The 21,146-nt window shown below is 37.2% G+C and carries 14 protein-coding genes and 2 pseudogenes; 10 read left to right on the top strand and 6 right to left on the bottom strand.

The annotated features are described in order from the left end of the window. Positions 1-133: 133 nt before the first annotated feature. The gene (locus IGL15_RS12595) at positions 134-1,918 is read right to left on the bottom strand and encodes an ABC transporter ATP-binding protein (protein ID WP_002285918.1); all 1,785 of its coding nucleotides are present in this window, start codon (positions 1,916-1,918) and stop codon (positions 134-136) included. 14 nt (positions 1,919-1,932) lie between these two features. Continuing rightward, positions 1,933-3,654, bottom strand: a complete 1,722-nt coding sequence (locus tag IGL15_RS12590; protein ID WP_002285920.1) for an ABC transporter ATP-binding protein — start codon at positions 3,652-3,654, stop codon at positions 1,933-1,935. A 99-nt stretch (positions 3,655-3,753) separates the two neighbouring features. On the opposite strand from IGL15_RS12590, the gene IGL15_RS12585 reads away from it, so the two are divergent. From IGL15_RS12585 to IGL15_RS12575, 3 genes and pseudogenes are all read left to right on the top strand, one after another. After that, a complete protein-coding gene (locus IGL15_RS12585) occupies positions 3,754-4,515 on the top strand; it encodes a MerR family transcriptional regulator (RefSeq protein ID WP_002307953.1) in 762 nt (253 codons plus the stop codon). Between the two features lie 941 nt (positions 4,516-5,456). Then, positions 5,457-5,750 (top strand): annotated as a pseudogene (locus tag IGL15_RS12580) (IS607 family transposase); the annotation flags it as partial. A 663-nt stretch (positions 5,751-6,413) separates the two neighbouring features. Further along, complete coding sequence (locus IGL15_RS12575) at positions 6,414-9,470, top strand: LPXTG cell wall anchor domain-containing protein (protein ID WP_104765208.1); 3,057 nt, start codon at positions 6,414-6,416, stop codon at positions 9,468-9,470. Between the two features lie 361 nt (positions 9,471-9,831). Here the strand turns inward: IGL15_RS12575 and IGL15_RS12570 are convergent. Continuing rightward, a pseudogene (locus tag IGL15_RS12570) lies at positions 9,832-10,671 on the bottom strand (transposase); the annotation flags it as partial. 152 nt (positions 10,672-10,823) lie between these two features. Here IGL15_RS12570 and IGL15_RS12565 point away from each other — a divergent pair. After that, positions 10,824-11,936 (top strand): FUSC family protein, encoded by a 1,113-nt coding sequence (locus tag IGL15_RS12565; RefSeq protein WP_002321621.1) that lies wholly within the window; start codon positions 10,824-10,826, stop codon positions 11,934-11,936. Between the two features lie 77 nt (positions 11,937-12,013). Here the strand turns inward: IGL15_RS12565 and IGL15_RS12560 are convergent, their stop codons facing one another. Next, positions 12,014-12,307 carry an antibiotic biosynthesis monooxygenase family protein gene (locus IGL15_RS12560; protein WP_002285944.1) on the bottom strand — a complete coding sequence of 98 codons (294 nt, stop codon included), beginning with the start codon at positions 12,305-12,307 and terminating at the stop codon, positions 12,014-12,016. A gap of 167 nt (positions 12,308-12,474) precedes the next feature. On the opposite strand from IGL15_RS12560, the gene IGL15_RS12555 reads away from it, so the two are divergent. Genes IGL15_RS12555 through celB form a run of 5 tightly spaced genes read left to right on the top strand, consistent with a single transcriptional unit; the run spans position 12,475 to position 17,014 of the window. Beyond that, positions 12,475-12,789: a PTS cellobiose transporter subunit IIB gene (locus IGL15_RS12555; protein ID WP_002297720.1), complete on the top strand. Its 315-nt coding sequence runs from the start codon at positions 12,475-12,477 to the stop codon at positions 12,787-12,789. Between the two features lie 20 nt (positions 12,790-12,809). After that, entirely contained in the window at positions 12,810-14,789 is a 1,980-nt protein-coding gene (locus IGL15_RS12550; protein ID WP_002285949.1) for a BglG family transcription antiterminator, read from the top strand. A gap of 12 nt (positions 14,790-14,801) precedes the next feature. Continuing rightward, positions 14,802-15,128 carry a PTS cellobiose transporter subunit IIA gene (locus IGL15_RS12545; protein WP_002285954.1) on the top strand — a complete coding sequence of 109 codons (327 nt, stop codon included), beginning with the start codon at positions 14,802-14,804 and terminating at the stop codon, positions 15,126-15,128. 15 nt (positions 15,129-15,143) lie between these two features. Further along, positions 15,144-15,662: a hypothetical protein gene (locus IGL15_RS12540; protein ID WP_002297723.1), complete on the top strand. Its 519-nt coding sequence runs from the start codon at positions 15,144-15,146 to the stop codon at positions 15,660-15,662. Then, positions 15,662-17,014, top strand: a complete 1,353-nt coding sequence (gene celB, locus IGL15_RS12535; protein ID WP_104765209.1) for a PTS cellobiose transporter subunit IIC — start codon at positions 15,662-15,664, stop codon at positions 17,012-17,014. The genes IGL15_RS12540 and celB overlap by 1 nt, the downstream gene beginning before the upstream one ends. Before the next feature lie 83 nt (positions 17,015-17,097). Here celB and IGL15_RS12530 read toward each other — a convergent pair whose 3' ends face one another. Together IGL15_RS12530 and IGL15_RS12525 are read right to left on the bottom strand one after the other, a co-directional pair. Further along, positions 17,098-18,603 (bottom strand): UDP-N-acetylmuramoyl-L-alanyl-D-glutamate--L-lysine ligase, encoded by a 1,506-nt coding sequence (locus IGL15_RS12530; RefSeq protein WP_002297725.1) that lies wholly within the window; start codon positions 18,601-18,603, stop codon positions 17,098-17,100. A gap of 91 nt (positions 18,604-18,694) precedes the next feature. Beyond that, a complete protein-coding gene (locus tag IGL15_RS12525) occupies positions 18,695-19,285 on the bottom strand; it encodes a YitT family protein (RefSeq protein WP_002285964.1) in 591 nt (196 codons plus the stop codon). Positions 19,286-19,463: 178 nt separating this feature from the next. Here IGL15_RS12525 and IGL15_RS12520 point away from each other — a divergent pair, with 178 nt between their 5' ends. After that, positions 19,464-21,110, top strand: coding sequence for a putative polysaccharide biosynthesis protein (locus IGL15_RS12520; RefSeq protein WP_002332371.1), 1,647 nt, complete (start codon positions 19,464-19,466; stop codon positions 21,108-21,110). The last annotated feature ends 36 nt before the right edge of the window (positions 21,111-21,146 follow it).

The raw sequence follows: 21,146 nt of genomic DNA, 5'->3' as shown, positions 1-21,146 counted from the left end.
AAACTGAAGGAGCTATCCAAAAAGTATCATTAGTATCATTCTTTGTGTTTCTAGTGGCACCACTAGTACATTTAAAAAAGCTATCGATCATGGACTAATCATACATGATCGATAGCTTTTTAGATAATGTTTGTTACGCTATCTGAAATTGACTATTATAAAGACTGGCATAAAGCGTTGGTGATTGGAGTAGTTCAGAATGTGTTCCTTTTTCGACGATATCGCCATTCTTCATTACAAGGATCATGTCTGCATTTTCAATCGTTGACAAACGGTGTGCAATCACAAAACTTGTCCTATCTTTTGTCACAGCTTCCATTGCTTGCTGAATCAATGCTTCTGTTCGTGTATCTACGCTAGAAGTTGCTTCATCTAAAATAACGACAGGAGGATTCGCTAGAATGACTCGCGCAATTGTCAATAATTGTTGCTGTCCTTGAGATAACGTGCCGTTTTCGCTAGAAATGATCGTATCATATCCGTCTGGCAGTGTTCGAATAAAGTGATCACATTGTGCGATTTCAGCCGCTTCGATAATTTGTTCTCTTGTGGCATCCATTTTCCCGTAGGCGATATTATCAGCTACCGTTCCTTCAAACAGCCAGGTATTTTGTAAAACCATCCCAAAAGAACGACGTAGTTCTCCACGTGAAAGCTTGGTAATATCAAGACCGTCGAATTCGATCTTTCCTTTATTCAGTTCATAAAAACGCATCAGCAGATTGACTAAAGTCGTTTTTCCTGCACCAGTTGGACCAACGATCGCTACCGTTTGTTTTGGCTTTACTGAAAAATCGACTTGATTCATCAATATTTTATCTGATGTGTAACCAAACTGTACATTTTTGAAAGCTATTTTTCCTTTCGGTTGTTCTAAAAGTCTTGCATCTGGAAGGTCTGGAATTTCATCTGTTTCATCTAATATCTCAAATATCCTATCGATTGCTGCCATTGCGGATTGGATCGAGTTGATCACATAAGAAGCGGTAGAAATTGGTTCAGAAATCTGATTGATGTACTGAAGATAAGCTTGTAAGAAGCCGATCGTCACACCACCTGATAGAACAAGCATAGCACCGAATACCGCACTTATGATGAAGGCGAGTTGATTAATGAAACGAATGGCCGGATAGATAGCAAAGTTCATAAATTGAGCACGTTTAAAAGCGTTGTATTGCTTTTTATTTACTTCGTGTATAGCAGCTTCTGCATGAGCTTGCTGATTGAATGTTTTGACCACTAGATTACCAGCTAAGATTTCTTCCATTCGATTATTTAAAACACCCAGTTCATACTGATTCTGTTCAGAAATCTGTTTGTTTTTGTTCGCAATCTTAGTTGTAACAATTGAACTGCCAACGATCAGCAATAAGACGAGCAAAGTAAGCTTGCTTTCGATATAAAACAGCATCAGACCGGCAGCAGCTATTGTTACGACAGAAGTAAAAAATTGATTGATACCTGTCAATAACACTTGAGAAAGTTGATTGAGACCGGTAGTTGTCCGACTAATGATGTCACCTACTTGATGATTGTCAAAAAACGACATCGGTAATGTTTTGAATTTTTTTGTGATTTCTTTTCGCACCCTCAATGTGATCTTTTCGCTTAACGCTGCCATTGTCCGTTCCTGAATAAATGAAGTGATGCTGCTTAAGACTGAACAGCCGATCAGCAATAAGACAGGGAACAACAATGCTTGTTTGATATCACTGAAAGAAAGCTGTCCAATACCTGTTTTTCTTATTTCTGATAAGAGATCATCGATCCCGATTCCCATGATCAAGGGCATGGCTACGACTAATAGGTTCCCGAATAAACTGCATAGAAACAATCCGTAAAAATATTTATGTTCAGGTTTGATCATTTTCCAAAAACGTATCAAAGCACGCGTGTTCAACGTTTTTTTCTTTTCCATCGTATCCCTTCTTTCTATATTCCTTGTGATTTTGCAAACTCCTGATAAGTTTGGCAATTAGACAGTAGTTCTTCATGAGTACCTTGTCCAACGATTTTTCCTTCATCTAAAACAATGATGTTATCTGCTTGTTGGATTGTACTGAGGCGTTGAGCAACAATCACGAGAGTTTTCTCCGACATGTGTTTATGAAGGGCTGCTCTTAATGCTGCATCTGTTTTATAGTCTAAAGCGGAGAAACTATCATCGAATACATAGATCTCTGCTGGTTTGATCAACGCTCGAGCAATACATATCCGCTGTTTCTGGCCCCCTGAATAATTAGAACCGCCTTGAGCAACAAAGCTGTCCAATCCGTCAGGAAGGGTGTCCACTAGTTCTTCTAATTGAGCGATCTTGATCGCTTTAGACAACTCTTCTGTTGAGGCATATTCATTTCCCATCTGCAAGTTGCTTAAAATTGTCCCGCTGAATAAGAAAGCCTTCTGAGGGACATAACTGATGTGGGAGCGGATCTGTTCTTGAGTCATTTGAGTAAGAGGAATACCACCAAGGGTTACTTTTCCTATCGTAGGGTCACTAAGTCTCAAGAGAAGTTTCGCCAAACTACTTTTTCCAGATCCGGTCCCGCCAACGATCGCTGTTGTTTTTCCTTTAGGTATTGTGAAATCAATATCTTCTAGAACTGGATCAGAGATTTCAGTATATTTAAATGTGACATGTTCAAAAGCAGCTGCATTTGTCTGATCAAAGGTTGGTTCAGCTACTGTTTTGATCGTCTCTTCCTCAATTTCGATCTCTGCTTGCAGTATTTCTTCTATCCGTCGTAATGAGGCAAACGATTTAGGGATAATGACCAATACCATAGCTGCGATCATCAAGTAAGCAAGTGTCAGCATAGAGTATTCGACTACAGCAGTCACGACACCGATTTGTAATGCTCCTTCTGCTACAAGATTTCCGCCAAACCACAAAATAGAAGCATAAACGATTCCCATGAGCAAAAAAGCAATTGGAGTGACCCAAGCAAATATTCGGTTCACTTTGATCATTTGATTAGCATAGTCAGCAAAGCTCTTATTCGTTCGCTTTTCTTCATATGATTGATTATCAAAGGCACGGATCATATTAATCCCAGTAAAGAATTCTCTCAATGTGATGGTGATCCGATCCATTTTTGGCTGGATACTCAAAGATAAAGGTGCCCCTCGTTTCATCAGTCGATAAACAATCCATACATAAAAAACAACAGAGATCAATGTAACCCATGTTAGTAATAGAGAATAACGAAACATCATGAGAATGGTGAAAACGCAAATAACCGGTGCTGGTAAGATCATTTGGCAAAATAAAACAATCATTTGCTGGACATTATCGACATCATTCGTCATTCTTGTCAAAAGAGATCCAGAACTAAAACGACTGATATCCTTCATTGACAGCTGTTGGAATTTACGGAAATATTTCTCCCGCGTTTGGAATCCAAACCTAGCGGATGCCAATGCTGAAAAGTAACTAGAGGCAACCGCAGCAATCGTTCCTAGAAACGCTACAAGCAGCATTTCAACTCCGATTTTTTTTATAACTGAGGCTTCGCCACTTGCTATACCTGTGTCGATCAGCTTTGCTACTAATTTTGGTACACCTAATGTACCGGCGATTTGTAAACAGATCATCACAAAGGTAAGGAGAGCTAGTCCTTTGTTTTTCTGTAAGAATGTTTTTAAGATAGACATATTATTCCTCCTTTTTTTCTGATACTTTTCGATTCTATACCTTCAAGTAACTTGAAGGTCAATAGAAAAAAGAATAAACTGGAAAAGAGGTGAGAAAAAATGAAAAAAATGTATACGATTGGCCAAGTATCGGAACTATTTGATTTGCCAAAATCAACGATCCGCTATTGGGATGAACAAGGATTAATCCGTTCAAGTAGACAAGAAGAGAATGATTATCGATTGTTTGATATCGATGATATTTTTATGCTTTATGATATCGTTTTTTATAGAAAATTAGATATACCGATCAAACAGATGAAGAATTTATATGGAAAAACATTGACGGAGTTATATGAGACACTTGATGAAACAGAAAGAAGAATCCATAAAGAACTGGTGGTGATGAAACAAAAACAAAAAGAGATAAGGGCGCGAAAAAAACAGTTGAAATTGATGATCGATACAAACGAGGAAGAGTTTCCTGTAGAAGAGATCCCTTTTGACTGTATGATCTCAACGGAGTTTGAAGATATTGTGGAAATCAAAAAATTTCTACCTAACTATTCAAGCTTTGGGATGATGAGTATGCCAGCTTCCAGTTCACAGACGATGTATGGATTTTTTATCGACCCTAGTGAAGTACATTTATTTACTCAAGACGTGATTTGGGAGAAAAAAGATACGGCTGTTTATCGTCGATTCTTATTGAAATCCGAGATGAACCATGCGGAACGTAATAATATTTTAGAAATCAGAGAAAGAATGTATGAAAAAGGATGGAAAACAGGAGAAGTGATCGGCCAGTATCTATTGACGAATACGGATGAAAACAATATCAGAACTGAATATTATCATGCATGGATAGAAATGAAAAAATAGGAAATATGTGTTTAAGATAACTCGAAAATGATGGTTGTTTTAGTTATAAAGAAAAATTTTCTGGTTCGATTACGGGTTTAATGTGGGGGATTATTAGTCGTGGATAGATAGAATTTTAGTTTTTTAGAGGAAATATGTCTTTAAAAATGGAATGGTTGCAATTCTTAGCGATATATACGATGTAATTGTCCTCTTAAAAAAGTATGGAAAAATAATTGTATTGGGTGTTATGTATAATTCATGGTGAACTGAGACTAATGAGAAGAAAAATTCATATTGTTATGAGTGAGATTGTATCAGATGAGAATGATAAATTAAATAGGTGCATAAAAGCATTACACTTAAAATACATTGTTGATTACATTATTACAATATGTTAATAAGGTAAAAATAAATAGATGGATTGAATAAACATATTTTTTAATCAAATAGTCCCTACTGTGACTTTCCTCAGCTATCGGTGATACTACCGATAGCATTTTTTTGCTTATAAAATAATTATAAGTATTTAGAGATTTTTCTTCTAACATTCTTCAAACAAGAAAAATCACAAAGTTTATTGTTATTTTTAGATATTCATTTTAAGAATGATTATTTTTTTATAGAAATTTTAAAAAATAAAACACGTTATTGATGGATAGTTAGTTTGTTATTTGGTAATATTATAGAAGTTGACTGGTAGTGATTTATTTTTCGTCGTTTTATAAAAATGTTATTTTTTGGAAAAATTCACAAATATGTAACGAATGTTTTTCTGGAATTTGCTGCGTTAAAAAGCAGTATGACTAATATAAATACTATTGTCATTTATGCAATTTTTTATGGATAGTAATTTTAGAGGGGAATCAATGAAGGAAGAATAGAAGGGGAGAATAGTTGCAAATACGCCAGTTAGCAAAAATAGCAATACATCTTCAAGCTTTAAAATTCGAGAGAATCATCTTGGTAGTGGAATCAACTACAACAAAAGGATTAAACCAATTAATAGACAGAATTACTAATGGAAAAATAGAAAAGGTAGTTATTCTATACAAAAGTTGTTTAATTCGCTTCGGTTATGAACTTAGTGAAACCCTTTGCAATATATGGTACAGAATATAGAAATTATTGACATTACAGAAAATGATGAAGATTTAATACAGATTGTCACTATTTGTAGATACCTTTTACAAGGAAACCGAGCCAATAAAGCTAAGAAGATGATTAAGGAGTTGATGGAAGACGATACAAGTTAAGAAAGTAAAACTACGCCCAAATAAAGAGCAAAAAGAGTAATTGGACGTGGAAAATGCAAGAAATGAACCATCGATTCGGTGGACAGTTTATTAGTAATGACGGTTTGAGAACATCCATGACGAGAATGAAGGAACATCCTAAATGCGTTTAGTTGAACCAAGTGCCAAATAATATGGCCAAATAAGCGATCAGTTATCGATGAATCCCAAGTATTCTAAACTATATATTCATTTTGATGCTAAGCATTGATATATTTTTTTGGGATTGATGAAGGTTAACCAATACAGGGACTCACTGATGAAATTCTAGAGTCTGACCTTGGTATCAACGATTTAGTGATTGTTTCTAATGGAAAAGTATATAAGTACATTAACAAAACAACTATTAGGGTTACGCTCCAGCTTGTGCAAGGCACTGGCAGGAGGAATCGTGAAATCATAATTATGGTTAAGCCACACGGACAACTAAAAGTCATACAAAGCTATCGAATCAATCAACAGAAGACAATCGGCAATCATTAGCTTTGTTTACAGCTTATATTGCAACGCTTGAGTTGAACCGAAAATACGAGGGAGGTAACGCAGCCATTTTGAGTTGGGGAATCTTTTTAGAAAATTATCGGGTACCTTGTTGTTTAGTCAAAATTATAAGGGGGAGTAATAGTGAGGAACAAATTTCATAAACTGTTAAGTATGTTTCTAGTTATGCTTATTGTGATCAATCAATTTGGGAACATAACGGTTCTAGCTGAGTCTTTAGCAGAACAGCCAGAGCGTTCGCTGACAATCGAAGTTGATCAAGAGGAGGTTGCTTTGGGTGAGCAGTTCCAGTTGCGAGTCAGAGGAACACCAGACCTGCTAAATGCATTGGTCATTAATAAGAGTGAGGATTTGATTGAAGGGGAAGTGAAGCAACTCAATGATTACGAACGTCTGATTACTTATTCTTCCCAGCATTCAGGTAAATACGAATTGACCGCAAGAAGCGGTGATATTCAATCAAATACGGTCTCAATAGAAATCAATGTACCAGAAGAAAGCACAAGTGAGTCTTTTAATGAAGCGAGATCATCTGAGCCATCTATGACGCAGGAATTTCAAATTGAAAGACAAGAGGAGCACTTGAATTATGACATCGGCATCTCTGCTGAGCGCCCCACTTTGCCGAGCAGGCATACACAAACGTTAAAGGGATACATTCAAGGAGGCGCTGGCGATATTCTTGAAGAATATGGGGAGATGGTCGTACGAGTTCCTAGAGCATCGATTGGCTTAATTGAGTTCATTAGAGTGGAGGTCGCTGATGATTCTCCGTTAAAGCCACTGGCATTTTACCAAGAAGGCACAGACGTTGTTTTTCCATTTACCTTTGATTATGAAGGATTAAATGAAGCCGCTCAGTTGTATACATTCAGTATCACGTTTGAAGTTGCTTTCTTTCAATCAGGCGGTACTGAGCCAAATAATGACTTTCAAGTGAGTCTTACTTATGCTGAGCGAGTAGTAAACACGGAATTTTCAATTACACCTATTCCTTCATCAAGACCCATTTTTTCGAAATTATACTATGGCTCTAGAGAAATCGACAGCCAAGGAAATTTTGGGAATCTGCTGATTGACGGGCAAGACGTGACCAACAGTAATAAATTTATTTTGCAGGTAAATTATGAAGGATCACGAAAAGACGGTGTAGTGGTTACCGATGTACTACCGCAAGGAACAACTTTGGCACCGAATCCGACTCCATGGAGTTCCACTGGAAATAGAGAACCTATTTCAGGTGGGGTTCGGATCGCAGAAGTAACGAATCCAGGTGAAGCAAACGTTAGAACTCATTATGTTTCCGAGGAATTTGTGGACAAAGTATCTTTTAATAAGGAAACGAATACACTTGTTGTGGACTTTGGTAATCTAGCAGAGGGTCAATCGTATTTTATTGAATATGCTCTTGAAGTGACCGATGTCGACTTGTTCAATGAAGGAAGACAAGAGGATGGGTTTTCTCGGAATCGAGCGAGTATGACCTACAATAATCAGGTAATGAGCCGAAACTACCGCTTGAGAATCCCTGAAAGTAATCTTCCGGCAATCTCTTTAAGAAAAAGTGTGGACAAAAATGTTATCAATCTCAATGAAAATGAACTAACGTATACTCTGCATGTCTCGATGTTTTCTGGAACAAGCAATACACTCGTTATTGAAGATGTTTTGGAAGAAGGCATGGAATTTGTGTCATTTCTATCAGATATTCCCTCTTTCATTGATGCCGAAGTCAATAATGGAATGGTTCGTTTCAGTGCGAATAATATGATTGTTGGGCCGACAAGTTTTACCCTCTCTTTTAAGGTCAATGTAGAGGCGTATGCAGTCGGCGATCAAATTTTAAACTTTGCAACGCTTGTGAATAGTGACAGTCGATTGAATACGAGTACTGTAAGAACAAGGAAAATCGATGGGCGTATTAAAGTAATTAAAACTGATGAGAATGGCCAAAGGCTGGCAGGAGCAAAATTTGAAATTTTATCAAGCGATTCACAAGTGATACAAGAAGGTATAACGGCAGAAAACGGAGAATTTTTAAGTGAACCGCTTCCTGTAGGTAGCTATCAAGTCCGAGAAACAGAAGCACCGGAAGGGTATCTTTTAGATGCGACGGTACATGATGTTTTTATAAATGAATACTCCATAGAAGAAGTGACGTTAACCATTGAAAACATCCTTGATACGGGTGGTGTTGAACTAATTAAACATGCTGAAGGCAGTGGTGAAGTCCTTCAAGGAGCTGTTTTTGAGTTACAGAACCGAGAAGGAGAAACGCTACAAACCGGTCTAACTACAGGAGCAGATGGAAAACTGGCAATTGACGGTTTAGCACCAGGAGCATATCAGCTGGTAGAAACTCAAGCGCCAACGGGGTATGAATTAGATGTGACACCGATCGAGTTTGAGATCGAAAGAAGTCAGACAGCGGTGGTAGAATTGACGAAAGAAAATCGACTTACACCAGGCGGTGTCGTGTTGACAAAGATCGATGACCAAAGCGGGGAAATCCTGCAAGGAGCTGTTTTTGAGTTACAGAACCGAGAAGGAGAAACGCTACAAACCGGTCTAACTACAGGAGCAGATGGAAAACTGGCAATTGACGGTTTAGCACCAGGAGCATATCAGCTGGTAGAAACCCAAGCGCCAACGGGGTATGAATTGGATGCGACACCAATCGAGTTTGAGATCGAAAGAAGTCAGACAGCGGTGGTAGAATTGACGAAAGAAAATCGACTTACACCAGGCGGTGTCGTGTTGACAAAGATCGATGACCAAAGCGGGGAAGTATTACAAGGAGCTGTTTTTGAGTTACAGAACCGAGAAGGAGAAACACTACAAACCGGTTTAACTACAGGAGCAGATGGAAAACTGGCGATAGATGGCTTAGCACCAGGAGCATATCAGCTGGTAGAAACTCAAGCGCCAACGGGGTATGAATTGGATGCGACACCAGTAACTTTCAAGATCGAAAAAGAACAAGAAGCGGCGATCTTTTTAACAAAAGAGAATAGAAAAGTTGCTGATAGCTCAGATATAAGAGGAAACACTCCAACAAGCAGTGGAAATAAGCATCTTCCAAAAACTGGAGAAACCACCATTAGCCAGTTTATATTGTCAATATTGGGTGTGCTACTTGTTTTCATCAGTATAAAATTTAGAAAGAAACGAAATATATGAGCTAAAATAAAAAATTGAATAAGCATAGTTTTTAAAATTAACTAGTACCCATCAATTGAATGGAAACTACCGATTTTAGAAGGGGTATACAAACAAATATTAGTATCGAAGTAGAGAAGGTTGAACCCAACCAGTAAATAAGTAAAGACAATTTTGTGCTGCGTTGAGAAGTGAAAAATAAACCTTTGTAGTAATACTAGTTAATAAAAAATATACAAAAACACTGCGAAAATCATTCTTGAGTTTCGCAGTGTTTTTTTCCTAATAACTCAAGTTTATTGGGTAATACTTTGATTTTCTTTCTACAAATAATCAGCGATCAGTTGTAATTTTTTCTCTAGTTTTAATGGCTCTTTGTCAATAAGGAGAAAAACAAGTCGGGTCTTTTGTCTCGAAAAGCTTCAACCAACTCGTGAATAAAGGTTACGCCTCCTTGAAAGGCGTGGAAAAACCAAATAATCGATCAATCACCAATTTCGCATTTGGTAGAACATGTTTGGTGAGCTGAAAGTAGGTGGCGTTCATGTCTGTAACTAAGAATTCTATTTCTTTAGGATTAGTGCAGCTAAGGAAATAGTTTGTTAATCGAGGAATTTTTTGTGTAGGTAAATTTTCTCGATTAATTTTTCTGTCTCGCCATCCGCGGAAATAAAACTCAGTTTATCCTCAACGGAAACGTGAGAACGAAATTCACAACCCTCAACACTCAAGACAGAATTCTTTTGGAAGACTTTGGTAAATAGCTTTTCAACTCTTTCAATGTGCGAATAACGGTTGTCAAAGATACCTAACAACTTTTCGAAATAAAAAATAGCGACACTTTTTCAGTCAGTAAAGAAGTGATTTTATGTCTGACATGATTTGAAATCGAGTGCCTTGGACGGATAAAATAACTTTGAGCGGTCCAATGGCTTCGACAGTTTTTACAGGTATAGCGCTGCTTTTTTAGGCGTATAACCATTGGCATATGATTATATTATTCAAAGTGGACAATGGTTTCCTTCTTCTTGTTTTTCACCACCATTAATTTCCTATTTCCATCTACCACAGCAGAACCACAATTTCTACAGACACATGGAGCAGGGAAGAGAACTGCAGCAACGATCAATGTTTTTTTCTTCTGTAAGGTTTCGTAAGAGACCTCTGTAATCATCAAATTTTTGTCTATTGATCTCAGAATTTTTTTGATAGAACCATTCATAAAGCATATCGTTCTCTCAGTTGTTTATTTTGTGATGATTTAATCATACAAGAAAACGATATGTTTTTTTATAAAAACATGAATAGGAAAAATAGTTGACAAGAAAATGACAACGCCATATGATGTTCCATAGTATTTACAACCTGTCATAGATGACTGTAAAAAATAAAAGTAAAAAGAAAGGACGACAACAGGTGGATTTTTATCAGTCTCTACAACTAGATCCGTTTATTTTAAAACAAAAAATACGAGAAGCAGCTTCTAAAAAAGAAAAGTGCATGTATATTTGTTCATTGTTTTTACGATCATTATTCATCGTATTGTTTGCCATTTGTTTTATCATTATAATTACAACATTATTTGAATCGAAGCATAAACCATACGCTGTGGTTTTATTCTGTATGTTGATGAGTATTCGTTTTGTTGACTTTGGTTATAAGATTTCCCATTCGATCATAGGTTTAGCAATCGTCATGTTCTCACTATTAGTAGCACCGTATGTCCAGCTGATCAAATGGTCAGTTATGGGCATGTTGATTCATTTTATTTTACTAAGCAGCATATTAATGGCAACCGCTAGTGATCCCAAAATGGGGAATGCTTCTTTGTACGGCTTTTCATATCTCTTTATTGTTTATTCGTTACCTAAAGATTCGTTGAACAAGAATTTCTTTACACAAACAAGTAGCTTATTATTTTTGTTTTTTTGTTGGTTTTCAGTTCTCCTTTACAGAAAACATCGAGAAAAGAACAAAGACAAAAGCTTGTTTAAAGAGATTTTTTTGAAAGGCATGTATTCGCAGGAAAAAATTTGGATGCTCATCTATGCATTTGGCATTAGTCTTTTGATCGTTGCAGGAGAGTATGTCCCTTTTCAGCGATTGATGTGGGCAGGGTTTGCATTTTCTTCTATTGTATCTAGCTATGGATTGATGTCGATTGGTTTCAAAGAACGAGCAGTAGACCGAATCATTGGCTCATTGATTGGATGTGTTTTATTTATTGGTATCAGCCAATTTATTCCTTTTAACTGGGTCGGTATATTAGGTGGTCTAGCTTTAGGTGTTTGTTCTACCTATAGATATAAAACAGTTTTTAATTCTTTTGGTGCTTTGGCAATCACTGCCAGTTTATTCGGGGTTCCAGGAGCAGTAACGATCCGCATTTTTGAGAATATCCTTGGGGTATGTTTAGGAATCATGTATATTGGGGTGACTGAAATACTTATCCGAAAAATAAGAGAAAAACACGGTTTGAATCATTAGATGAGATTGAATAAAAAATAAGGAAAAAGTGAAGATGCACATGGATGATAAATTGCTATCATTCCATGTGTATCTTTTTACGGTAAATCAGTGAAACGTTCGACTTTCATTTTTAATTTATACTTTTTACGGAGTTCGTTTATTTGAGCCATCATTTCGGATTTGTGATGCTTTTCGATTGCTTCTTCATCTTTCCAACGGTCGATCAGTAAAAGAGATTCTGGATCTTCTAGTGGAAAGTAATAGTCATATTTCTCGTTTCCTTCTTCTGCACGAATCGCTTTGACAATGTTTCTTTCGACCATTTCTTCTGCAAATTTTCTGGCTTGTCCATTTGTACTTGTATACAAAATATTCACTGTGATACTCACTAAATCCCCTCCTGAAAAAATTCTATCACTAGTATATCACGGTGCCAGAAATTATTATTCAAGATATGATACACATTTTTTCCGCAATGCTACGGAAATATATATTTTGAATAGAAAACGCTTACAAGATATGCTTGTTTTATAAAAATAAAAGGAGTGATTGATTTATGAAAAAAGCATTGATTATTTGTGCGGCAGGAATGTCATCCTCGATGATGGCCTCAAAGACAACGGATTTCTTTAAGCAAAAAGGAGAAGAGGTACTCGTAGATGCAGTTTCAGCTACAGAAGGCGATAATATGATTAAGAATAGTGATTTTGATTTATTTCTGATCAGCCCGCAAACGACGATGTTTTTGGATAAATTCAAAAAATTAGGAGAATCTGTTGGAAAGCCTGTTGTTAGTATCCCTTTCCAAGCGTATGTCCCAATCCCTACAGGCATCCAGAAGTTAGCAGAGGTGATCGAAGAGAACATATGATGGAATAGGAGTGGATGATAATGAAACAGAAGGAAAAATTGCTGTTGAGATATTTGATTGATCACAAGAAGGAGTATGTCACCAGTCAACGTTTAGCTTCTGAATTGTTATTATCTGATCGGACAATCCGTAATTACTTGCAGCGGATCAAAGAGTTAGTAGAAAAAAACGGAGGTAAGATCATTGCTAAACCAGGTTATGGCTACCAACTGCATATTTTACAAAGACTGACATTTGACTTGTTTTTGAGTCGGCAAGAAATAGTACCTGGATATGCTAGAGAACCGCAAGGATTTTATGAGTCCGAAGATCGACAAAAGTATATATTGAACCAATTGCTTTTGGAAGATGCCATTCTTTTTATGGATGATTTGGCAGAAGAGCTTTATATCAGTCGTTCCAGTTTGACAAAGGACATGCAAGAAATCAAGGAGCGATTGATTCCATATTCACTAAAAATCGTTTCTAAGCATGGTCAAGGGACATGGATCGAAGGGGAAGAAAGAAATCGACGGCATTTTATCATGGATACTTTTTTTGGAAACCATTATGGAAATTCATTGAAAGAATATTTAGGACAAAGCCGTTTTTTCCCAGACATCAGTTTTGAAGAGCTAGTCATTATCATTCTCGATGAAACAAGAGAAGCTAAGTTAAAAGTTTCGGATTTTATCATACAGAATCTGACTTTACACTTGGCTTTGGGGATCAAACGGCTCCGAGAAGGGTTTGAAATCAAGGAATTAGGCATCGAACAAGAAGTTTCTAAGCGAGTAGAGTATCAAGTGGCGCAGCGGATCGTTCAACGTATTGAGGTAATCGCAGGTGTATCGTTTCCCGAAGAAGAAATTGCTTATTTGACATTACATCTCATGGCTAAGTCGAATCACAAAGAAAATCAAAATGATCAGGAACTATCAAAGGAATTAGCGAAAGTTCTGAAAAGATTGTCTCAGGAATTTCATTTTTCATTAGTAGAGGATCTCCAGCTTTTCAATGGACTACTCGATCATTTGTCACCGATGATGATTCGATTGAGCCGAGGTATTCGCATTGAGAACCCATTGACTGAGGAGATAAAGAAAGAAAATCCCAAAGTCTTTGACGCAGTAAAAAGGCATTTCAGCAACATGCCGGCTTTGAAAAACTATACCATCAATGAAGATGAATGGGCCTATTTGGCTTTGCATCTCATGGCGGCATTGGAAAAAGAAAGAGCTGCGCATAAACTACATGCATTGATTATCTGTGCAACGGGTTACGGCAGTGCCCAACTATTAAAGAATCGCGTAGTCAGTGAATTCGGTAAAAATATTACAGTGGTAAGTGTAAAAGGCTATTATGAGATCAATGAAACAACTTTAAAAGGAATCGACCTGATTATTTCTTCTATTGATCTTTCGACAATGTTTTTCAAAATTCCAGTTTTACATGTCAGTATTTTTTTGAATGAAGATGATGTTCGTAAAATACGAAAGGTAGTTGGAGAATCTATACCCTATCATTCCTCAGATAGACCGATACCAGCATTTTCTCTACAGCAAAAAAAGCAGATTTACACCGAACAGTTGTCTGAAAAATTTTTCAAGACTTATACGTACGAACCGAAAAAGGAAGAAATTCTTCATGATTTGCTGCAAAAGCTGAGCATAAATGAAGAAGAAGGATATATAAGAGAAATGCGAAAGCAGATCCAGCAACGTGAAAATATGGGACAAATCATATTCAGTGATACAGTGGCAGTCCCACATCCCGCTGTTCCAGTTGGAATCGAAACAAAGGTAGCCGTTGCATTGATTCCTTCTGGGATGCAGTGGGATCAATATCAAGAAATTCATTTTGTTTTTTTAGTTTCGCCTTCTTATGTCGAAAATGAAGGAATTACGGTCGTGACTAAAGCAATCGTTAGGTTAGTTGACCAGCTAAAAGTACAGCAGGAAATCTTAGCTGAACCTATTTTTGAGAATTTCAGCAGTAAATTTATCAAACTGATCGAATAAGGAGGAAAACAGATGGCTGAAAAAATAAACAGTGAAACACTACAAGTGACTTCTTTTGATATCATTTTCCATAGCGGAAATGCACGGACACTGATACATGAAGCATTTCGCTCGATGCGTAAAGAGATGTTTGAAGAAGTAGAAGAGAAGTTGCGACAAGCAAATGAAGAGATTCTTCATGCGCATCAGTCACAAACTCAACTTCTGAAAGAATATGCCAGCGGGACAAAAATAGAAATGGAAATTATCATGGTCCATGCACAAGATCATCTGATGACGACGATGACATTATTGGAAGTTGCACAGGAAATGAATTATTTGTATCAAAAAAATAAATAGAAAGGAAGGATCATTGTGCAGGATACAGTAAAAAGGAAAATCGAATTAGAAAAAAAGCAACTTAGTTTGAAAAACATGTATTTCAATCGTTATCTAATCGTACGTTACCTGACTGCCTTTTTCTTTTTCATGAACATGCAATGGATGATTCTGCTTCTATCAGCTAAAAGTTTAGGAAGTAGTTTACCGATGATTCTGATTTTAGCTATTTTGCCTGCAGTAGGAGAACAAGTAAAGCTTTATCGAAAACACCAAACGAACGTTCCATGGACAAAGTGGTATTTTTTGTTCCAGAGTGTCTTTAATTTATTATTGATTCCAGTGTTGTTTACCTCAGGATTTACATTCTTGTATCCTTTTATGGCAAATAACAATGGAGGACAGTTATTTGTTTTCATTCTTGTTGTAAGCGGTATTTTTACCAGTGTATTTATACAGTATCGTTTAAAGAAAATTTCACTCAACCAAGACCAACAGTATATCCGTATTAAACAATATGAAAAAGCGTTATATTTAGGAAAGGAGAATAACTAATGTTTGATTTTTTGCAGAAATACCTGATGGGACCTATGGGGAAAATTGCGCAACTTAAAATCGTTCGGGCTGTCATGGCAGCGGGGATGGCTTCTATTCCTTTCACGATTGTAGGCTCGTTGTTTTTGGTTTTAAATATTTTGCCATTACCGTTCCCATTTTTAGAAGGATTTTTTAATGCAACTTTTTTCAAAGTTAGTGACTTGTACATGATCGTCAATACAATGACGATGGGGATTTTATCTATTTACTTTGCCATTGTGTTTGCTTATGAATTAACGTCAATTGAACGAGATGAACAAAAATTAAATGTTAATCCGCTCACGGGGGCATTACTATCTGTTTTTGCATTCTTTATGTGTATCCCTGAATTGATCATGACTGATGGTAAAATCAGCTTGATTGCTTCTATCAATGAGACAGAAACTGTAGTAAATGGTATTAGGATGGGCTCTTTTGTCGAACGTTTAGGAACTTCAGGAATCTTTACAGCTATTATTATGTCGATTATTGCGGTCGAATTGTATTGTATGTGTGTCAAGAGAAATTGGGTCATAAAAATGCCAGATGTTGTTCCGCCAGGAGTTTCTCGTTCTTTCACTGCTCTGATCCCAACATTTGTCATTGCGTTTGTGGTGATGATCATCAATGGATTATTAGTTGCACTAGGAACGGATATCTTCAAAATGATTGCTATCCCATTTGGGTTTGTTACGCAGTTGACGAATACATGGCTTGGTGTCATGGTGATTTATTTCTTGATCCATGCATTGTGGATCGTAGGGATCCATGGAGCGAATATCATCACTTCTTTCTTGACCCCGATCGTATTAGCTAATATGACAGCTAACGCACAAGGCGCAAATTATCCGTTGGCAGGAGAATTCAACAATTCTTATGTAACCGTTGGTGGATCAGGTGCGACTTTAGGATTGATCATCTTTATTGCATTCCTCGCGAAATCTGATCAGCTGAAAGTGTTAGGAAAAGCCTCACTTGTACCAGGATTATTCAATATCAATGAACCAATCATTTTCGGGATGCCAATCGTCTACAATCCCTATTTAGCGGTTCCGTTTTTCTTAGCTCCGATGGCTTCTGCTACACTCGCTTATTTTGCCATTCGGCTGGAAATCGTCAAACCGATGCTTGCACAGATGCCGTGGCCTTCACCAGTCGGGATCGGAGCATTTGTTGGTAGTGGTGGTGATTGGAAAGCGGCTGTGTTAGCAGTCATTTGTGCAATCATCGCATTCATTATCTGGTTCCCATTTATCAAATTCTATGATAATAAATTATTAAATGAAGAAGGAGAAAAGGCAGCAGAATTAGCTAGTGAAAAGTTAAAATGATTTCTAAGAAAAAAGGAACTGTGACAAAAAATCACAGTCCCTTTTTTTCTTAGAAATGGGAAACCACTAGTATATAAATACCATTATTCTTCAATTAACCGCTTCACGATTGCATAATCCCCTTCATAAGGTTCATCTACACCATTGATTTTTTGATAGGGATCCACGCCTTTTCCCGCAATAACGACTGAATCTTGCGGAGCGCTTTCTGCTAAAGCGCGTCGAATCGCTTCAGGACGATCCATTTCATAATGAACGATCAAATCTGGATTAGTAATTGCTTCATTGATTTCTTCCGCGATTTTTTTCGGATCTTCAAATGCTGGGTCATCTGCCGTCAAAAAGGCGATGTCAGCTGTTTCTGATAGCACTTTTCCAAAATCATGTCGACGGGAGATTGCTTTGTTTCCTGGGCTGCCTAATACAACAATTACACGGCCATCTGGATGTTCATTTTTGGCAAATTCCAGCAATGTTTTCAAGCTTAGATAATTATGTGCGTAGTCCACATAGACATGCGCTCCATTGGATTGGATCAATTGATCCATTCGGCCTGGTACACGAGCTTCTTTTAATCCGTCTTGTGCATCTTGACTGGAGGCACCTGTTAGTGCTGCGGCAATGATCGCACTGGCTGCATTTTCTTGGTTGAATCCTCCAGCCAGCAAAATATCATAAGCAGTATCGCAGATAGCTAAGCGATCTTCATGAGAAGATAAAGTAAAACCGTGAGTACCTTTATCTGAACGGATCACTTGATAATTGCTTTCTTCCGAACGACCATAAGTGATCGTTGGAATCTGGAATAGATCGGCTGTTTCCCTAAGTAAATCAAAATAGTCACTTTCATGATTTAAAACAACTGTTTTTGAATTCAAGATCAATTGTCGCTTGCAATAGAAATAGTCATCAAATGTCGGATGTTCGATCGGACTGATATGGTCAGGCGAGATATTCAAGAAGATTCCGACATCTAAAGTCAAGCCGTATACGCGTTGTGTTTTGTAAGCTTGTGAAGAAACTTCCATCACTAGATGAGTCATACCATTTTCAACTGCTTCTGACATCATACGATATAAATCTAATGACTCAGGCGTTGTCAAATGGGATTTGAAATATGTTTTGCCATTTAACGTTGTATTCATAGTAGAAAGCAATGCTGTTTTTTTATTTGTTGTGTGATCCAAGATTGCTTTTGTAAAGTACGCAGCAGTTGTTTTACCTTTTGTTCCAGTGAATCCGATCACTTTCAATTTATTTTGCGGATAGTCGTAAAAAGCCATAGCAAGAAGCGCCATTGCTTTACGGATATCCGTTACGATGATTCCTACTGCTGAATTTTCGTATGGTTGTTCTGATACATAATATTGAATACCCTGTTCGATTGCTGAATCCAAATATTCTTCTTTGAAATTCATTCCTTTACAGAAAAACAAAGTAGAAGCATCAGCTTTTCTTGAATCATAACTTAACTGAAGAAATTCAGCTTTTTCTGGTACATCAAGATGCCAGCCTCTTGTTGAAACAAATTCTTTTAATAGATTTTCTTTTAATAGTAAATGACGGATGTCTTCTAAAGAGAAGCTCATTGATTGATCCCTCGCTTCATTCAATTTCTTGGTTTATTATAGCACACTCTTTTTAATATATCGTTTGTTTCCGCTATGACAAAATCCAGCTTTATTCAAATTTTCTTGACACAGGGGACAAGCGGATGAGTATTTTCATAAACAATGAACTGACTGTAATAGATAGGAGAACGAATAGTGTCTCCAACAATCCAAAAACATAATAATTCAAAAAGACGATAAGACTATTGGTAAGTAAAAGTCCTTGCGGCATTGGAAGCCGAAAAAATTTGTGGAAAATAATCGGCGGTATCGTTATACCGCCATTTGAGGCCCCGACTGTGTACAATGTGTAAACCCCAAGACTGAACAAAAGACTTCCTGAAATCAGTGAAAAGAAATGTGAGGAGATCATTTCCACTTTTGGAACAATCTCTAAAACAACAGGAAAAAGCAGACTTCCCGCTACAGTCTTAAAAAATACTGATTTTCCTAATAGGACAGCGGCTAGAAGCAGCATCATAAGATTGATGCTCCAAACAGTAACTGAGCGTTGGATAGAAAAGGCCGTTTCAACTAAATGTCCGATGGCGCCCACTCCGGCGGAAGCTATATCGTGAGGGAGCAAGAACCAATTCAATCCAACTGTGATAAAGAAAAGACCTAAAAATATAACGGGTAGTTTTTTTATTTCTTGTGTCATTGATATCTCCTATAAATGTTAGCCATAAAAGGCTGTATATTTCTTTACTTTACCAAAAAAACGAAACCGAATTCAAAAAAACAATTGTTCTTATAAAAGTTATATAAAATCGATTGCCAGTTTCTGTTTTACCAATTAAAATGATAGTAATGTTTTGTAGAAAGTTGGAATCTGACCGATGGATAATCAAAGAAAACCAGCATTAGATCAATTAACACCGCAAGAAAAAATGGCACGAGGCTCTGCTTGGATGACCGCCAGTAATATCATTTCAAGATTGCTAGGCGCTGTCTATATCATTCCCTGGTATGCTTGGATGGGCGAAAATGCTAAGGCTGCCAATGGATTATTCAATATGGGATACAATATATATGCATTGTTTCTACTGATCTCTACAGCAGGAATACCTGCTGCGATTGCAAAACAAACTGCACGCTATAATTCATTGAATGAATATGGCACTTCACGACGATTATTTATCCGTGCATTACAGATGATGGGCGGGTTAGGCCTATTGTTTGCTTTGTTCATGTACATCGCCTCTCCTTGGCTAGCTCATGCTTCTGGTGGCGGAGAAGAACTGATTCCAACGATGCGTTCTTTGAGTATCGCTGTATTGGTTTTTCCTTGTATGAGTGTGATACGAGGGTATTTTCAAGGCAATCAAGAAATGATGCCTTATGCGCTGTCGCAGATTGTAGAACAGGTGGCACGTATTTTTTATATGCTATTGGCTACATTCATCATCATGAAAGTCATGGATGGTGACTATGTGACGGCGGTCACGCAATCAACTTTCGCGGCATTTATCGGTATGCTAGCAAGTATTCTTGTCCTTTTGTATTTTTTGAAGAAACATCAAGCGTATACATCGGCGTTTATTCACTACAGCGAAAACAAAGTAAATATTGCAACGAAGGAATTGTTGTTAGATACCGTTAAAGAAGCGATTCCGTTTATTATTGTGGGTTCAGGGGTAACGATCTTCAAATTAGTCGATCAGTTCACTTTTATGAAGATCATGTCTGCATCCACCGAGTATTCCAATGCACAGTTACTGGATCTTTTTTCGATTTTTAGTGCCAATCCAGATAAGTTGACGATGGTAGTTATCGCATTGGCAACATCGATCGCGTCTACTGGGTTACCGTTGATTACAGAAGCTGTTACGTTGAAAGATCGAGTAGGTCTGGCAAAATTGACAAGCGGAAATTTACAGTTGTTTTCATTTTTTATGTTTCCGGCGACATTTGGTGTTATGTTACTTGCCTATCCGCTAAATACATTATTTTATACACCGGATTCTCTAGGAAGTAATGTACTGATCCAAGCAAGTTTTGTAGGACTCTTCCTAGGACTATATATGCTAGTTTCCAACATGCTGCAAGGAATGTTTGAAAACAAGGCGGCAATTAATTATTTGGTTATTGGGTTTCTAGTGAAACTCCTTCTTCAATACCCAGCCATTCGTTTATTTGAAGTATACGGCCCTTTATTGGCGACAATGATCGGATTTGCTGTGTCTTGTACCTTGATCTTAAAGAGAATCCATGAAGTAGCCCGCTTTAAACCAAGTTTTGTCTGGCGCAGGACATTGCTGATCTTTATTCTTACCTTGATTATGCTTTTGGCTTCGTGGATCACAAAGATGATTTTTGGTGCTTTTTTAAACGAAGATAGCAAATTCCAGTCTCTATTGTTGATTCTTGTAGTAGCAGGTATAGGGGCTTTAGTGTATGGTTATTTAGCTTTGAAAATCCGCTTGGCAGAAAGACTACTAGGACCAGGAATAGCGCGTTTACGACATAAATTAAAAATAAAATAAGTGAATCAGAAGAGCTAGATTGATGCTCTTTTGAAA

Origin of the sequence: Enterococcus sp. DIV0436a (assembly GCF_051711605.1) — a bacterium.
In the GTDB taxonomy this organism is placed as follows: Bacteria; Bacillota; Bacilli; order Lactobacillales; family Enterococcaceae; genus Enterococcus_B; species Enterococcus_B faecium.
This window is presented reverse-complemented; position numbering and strand designations above follow the sequence as displayed.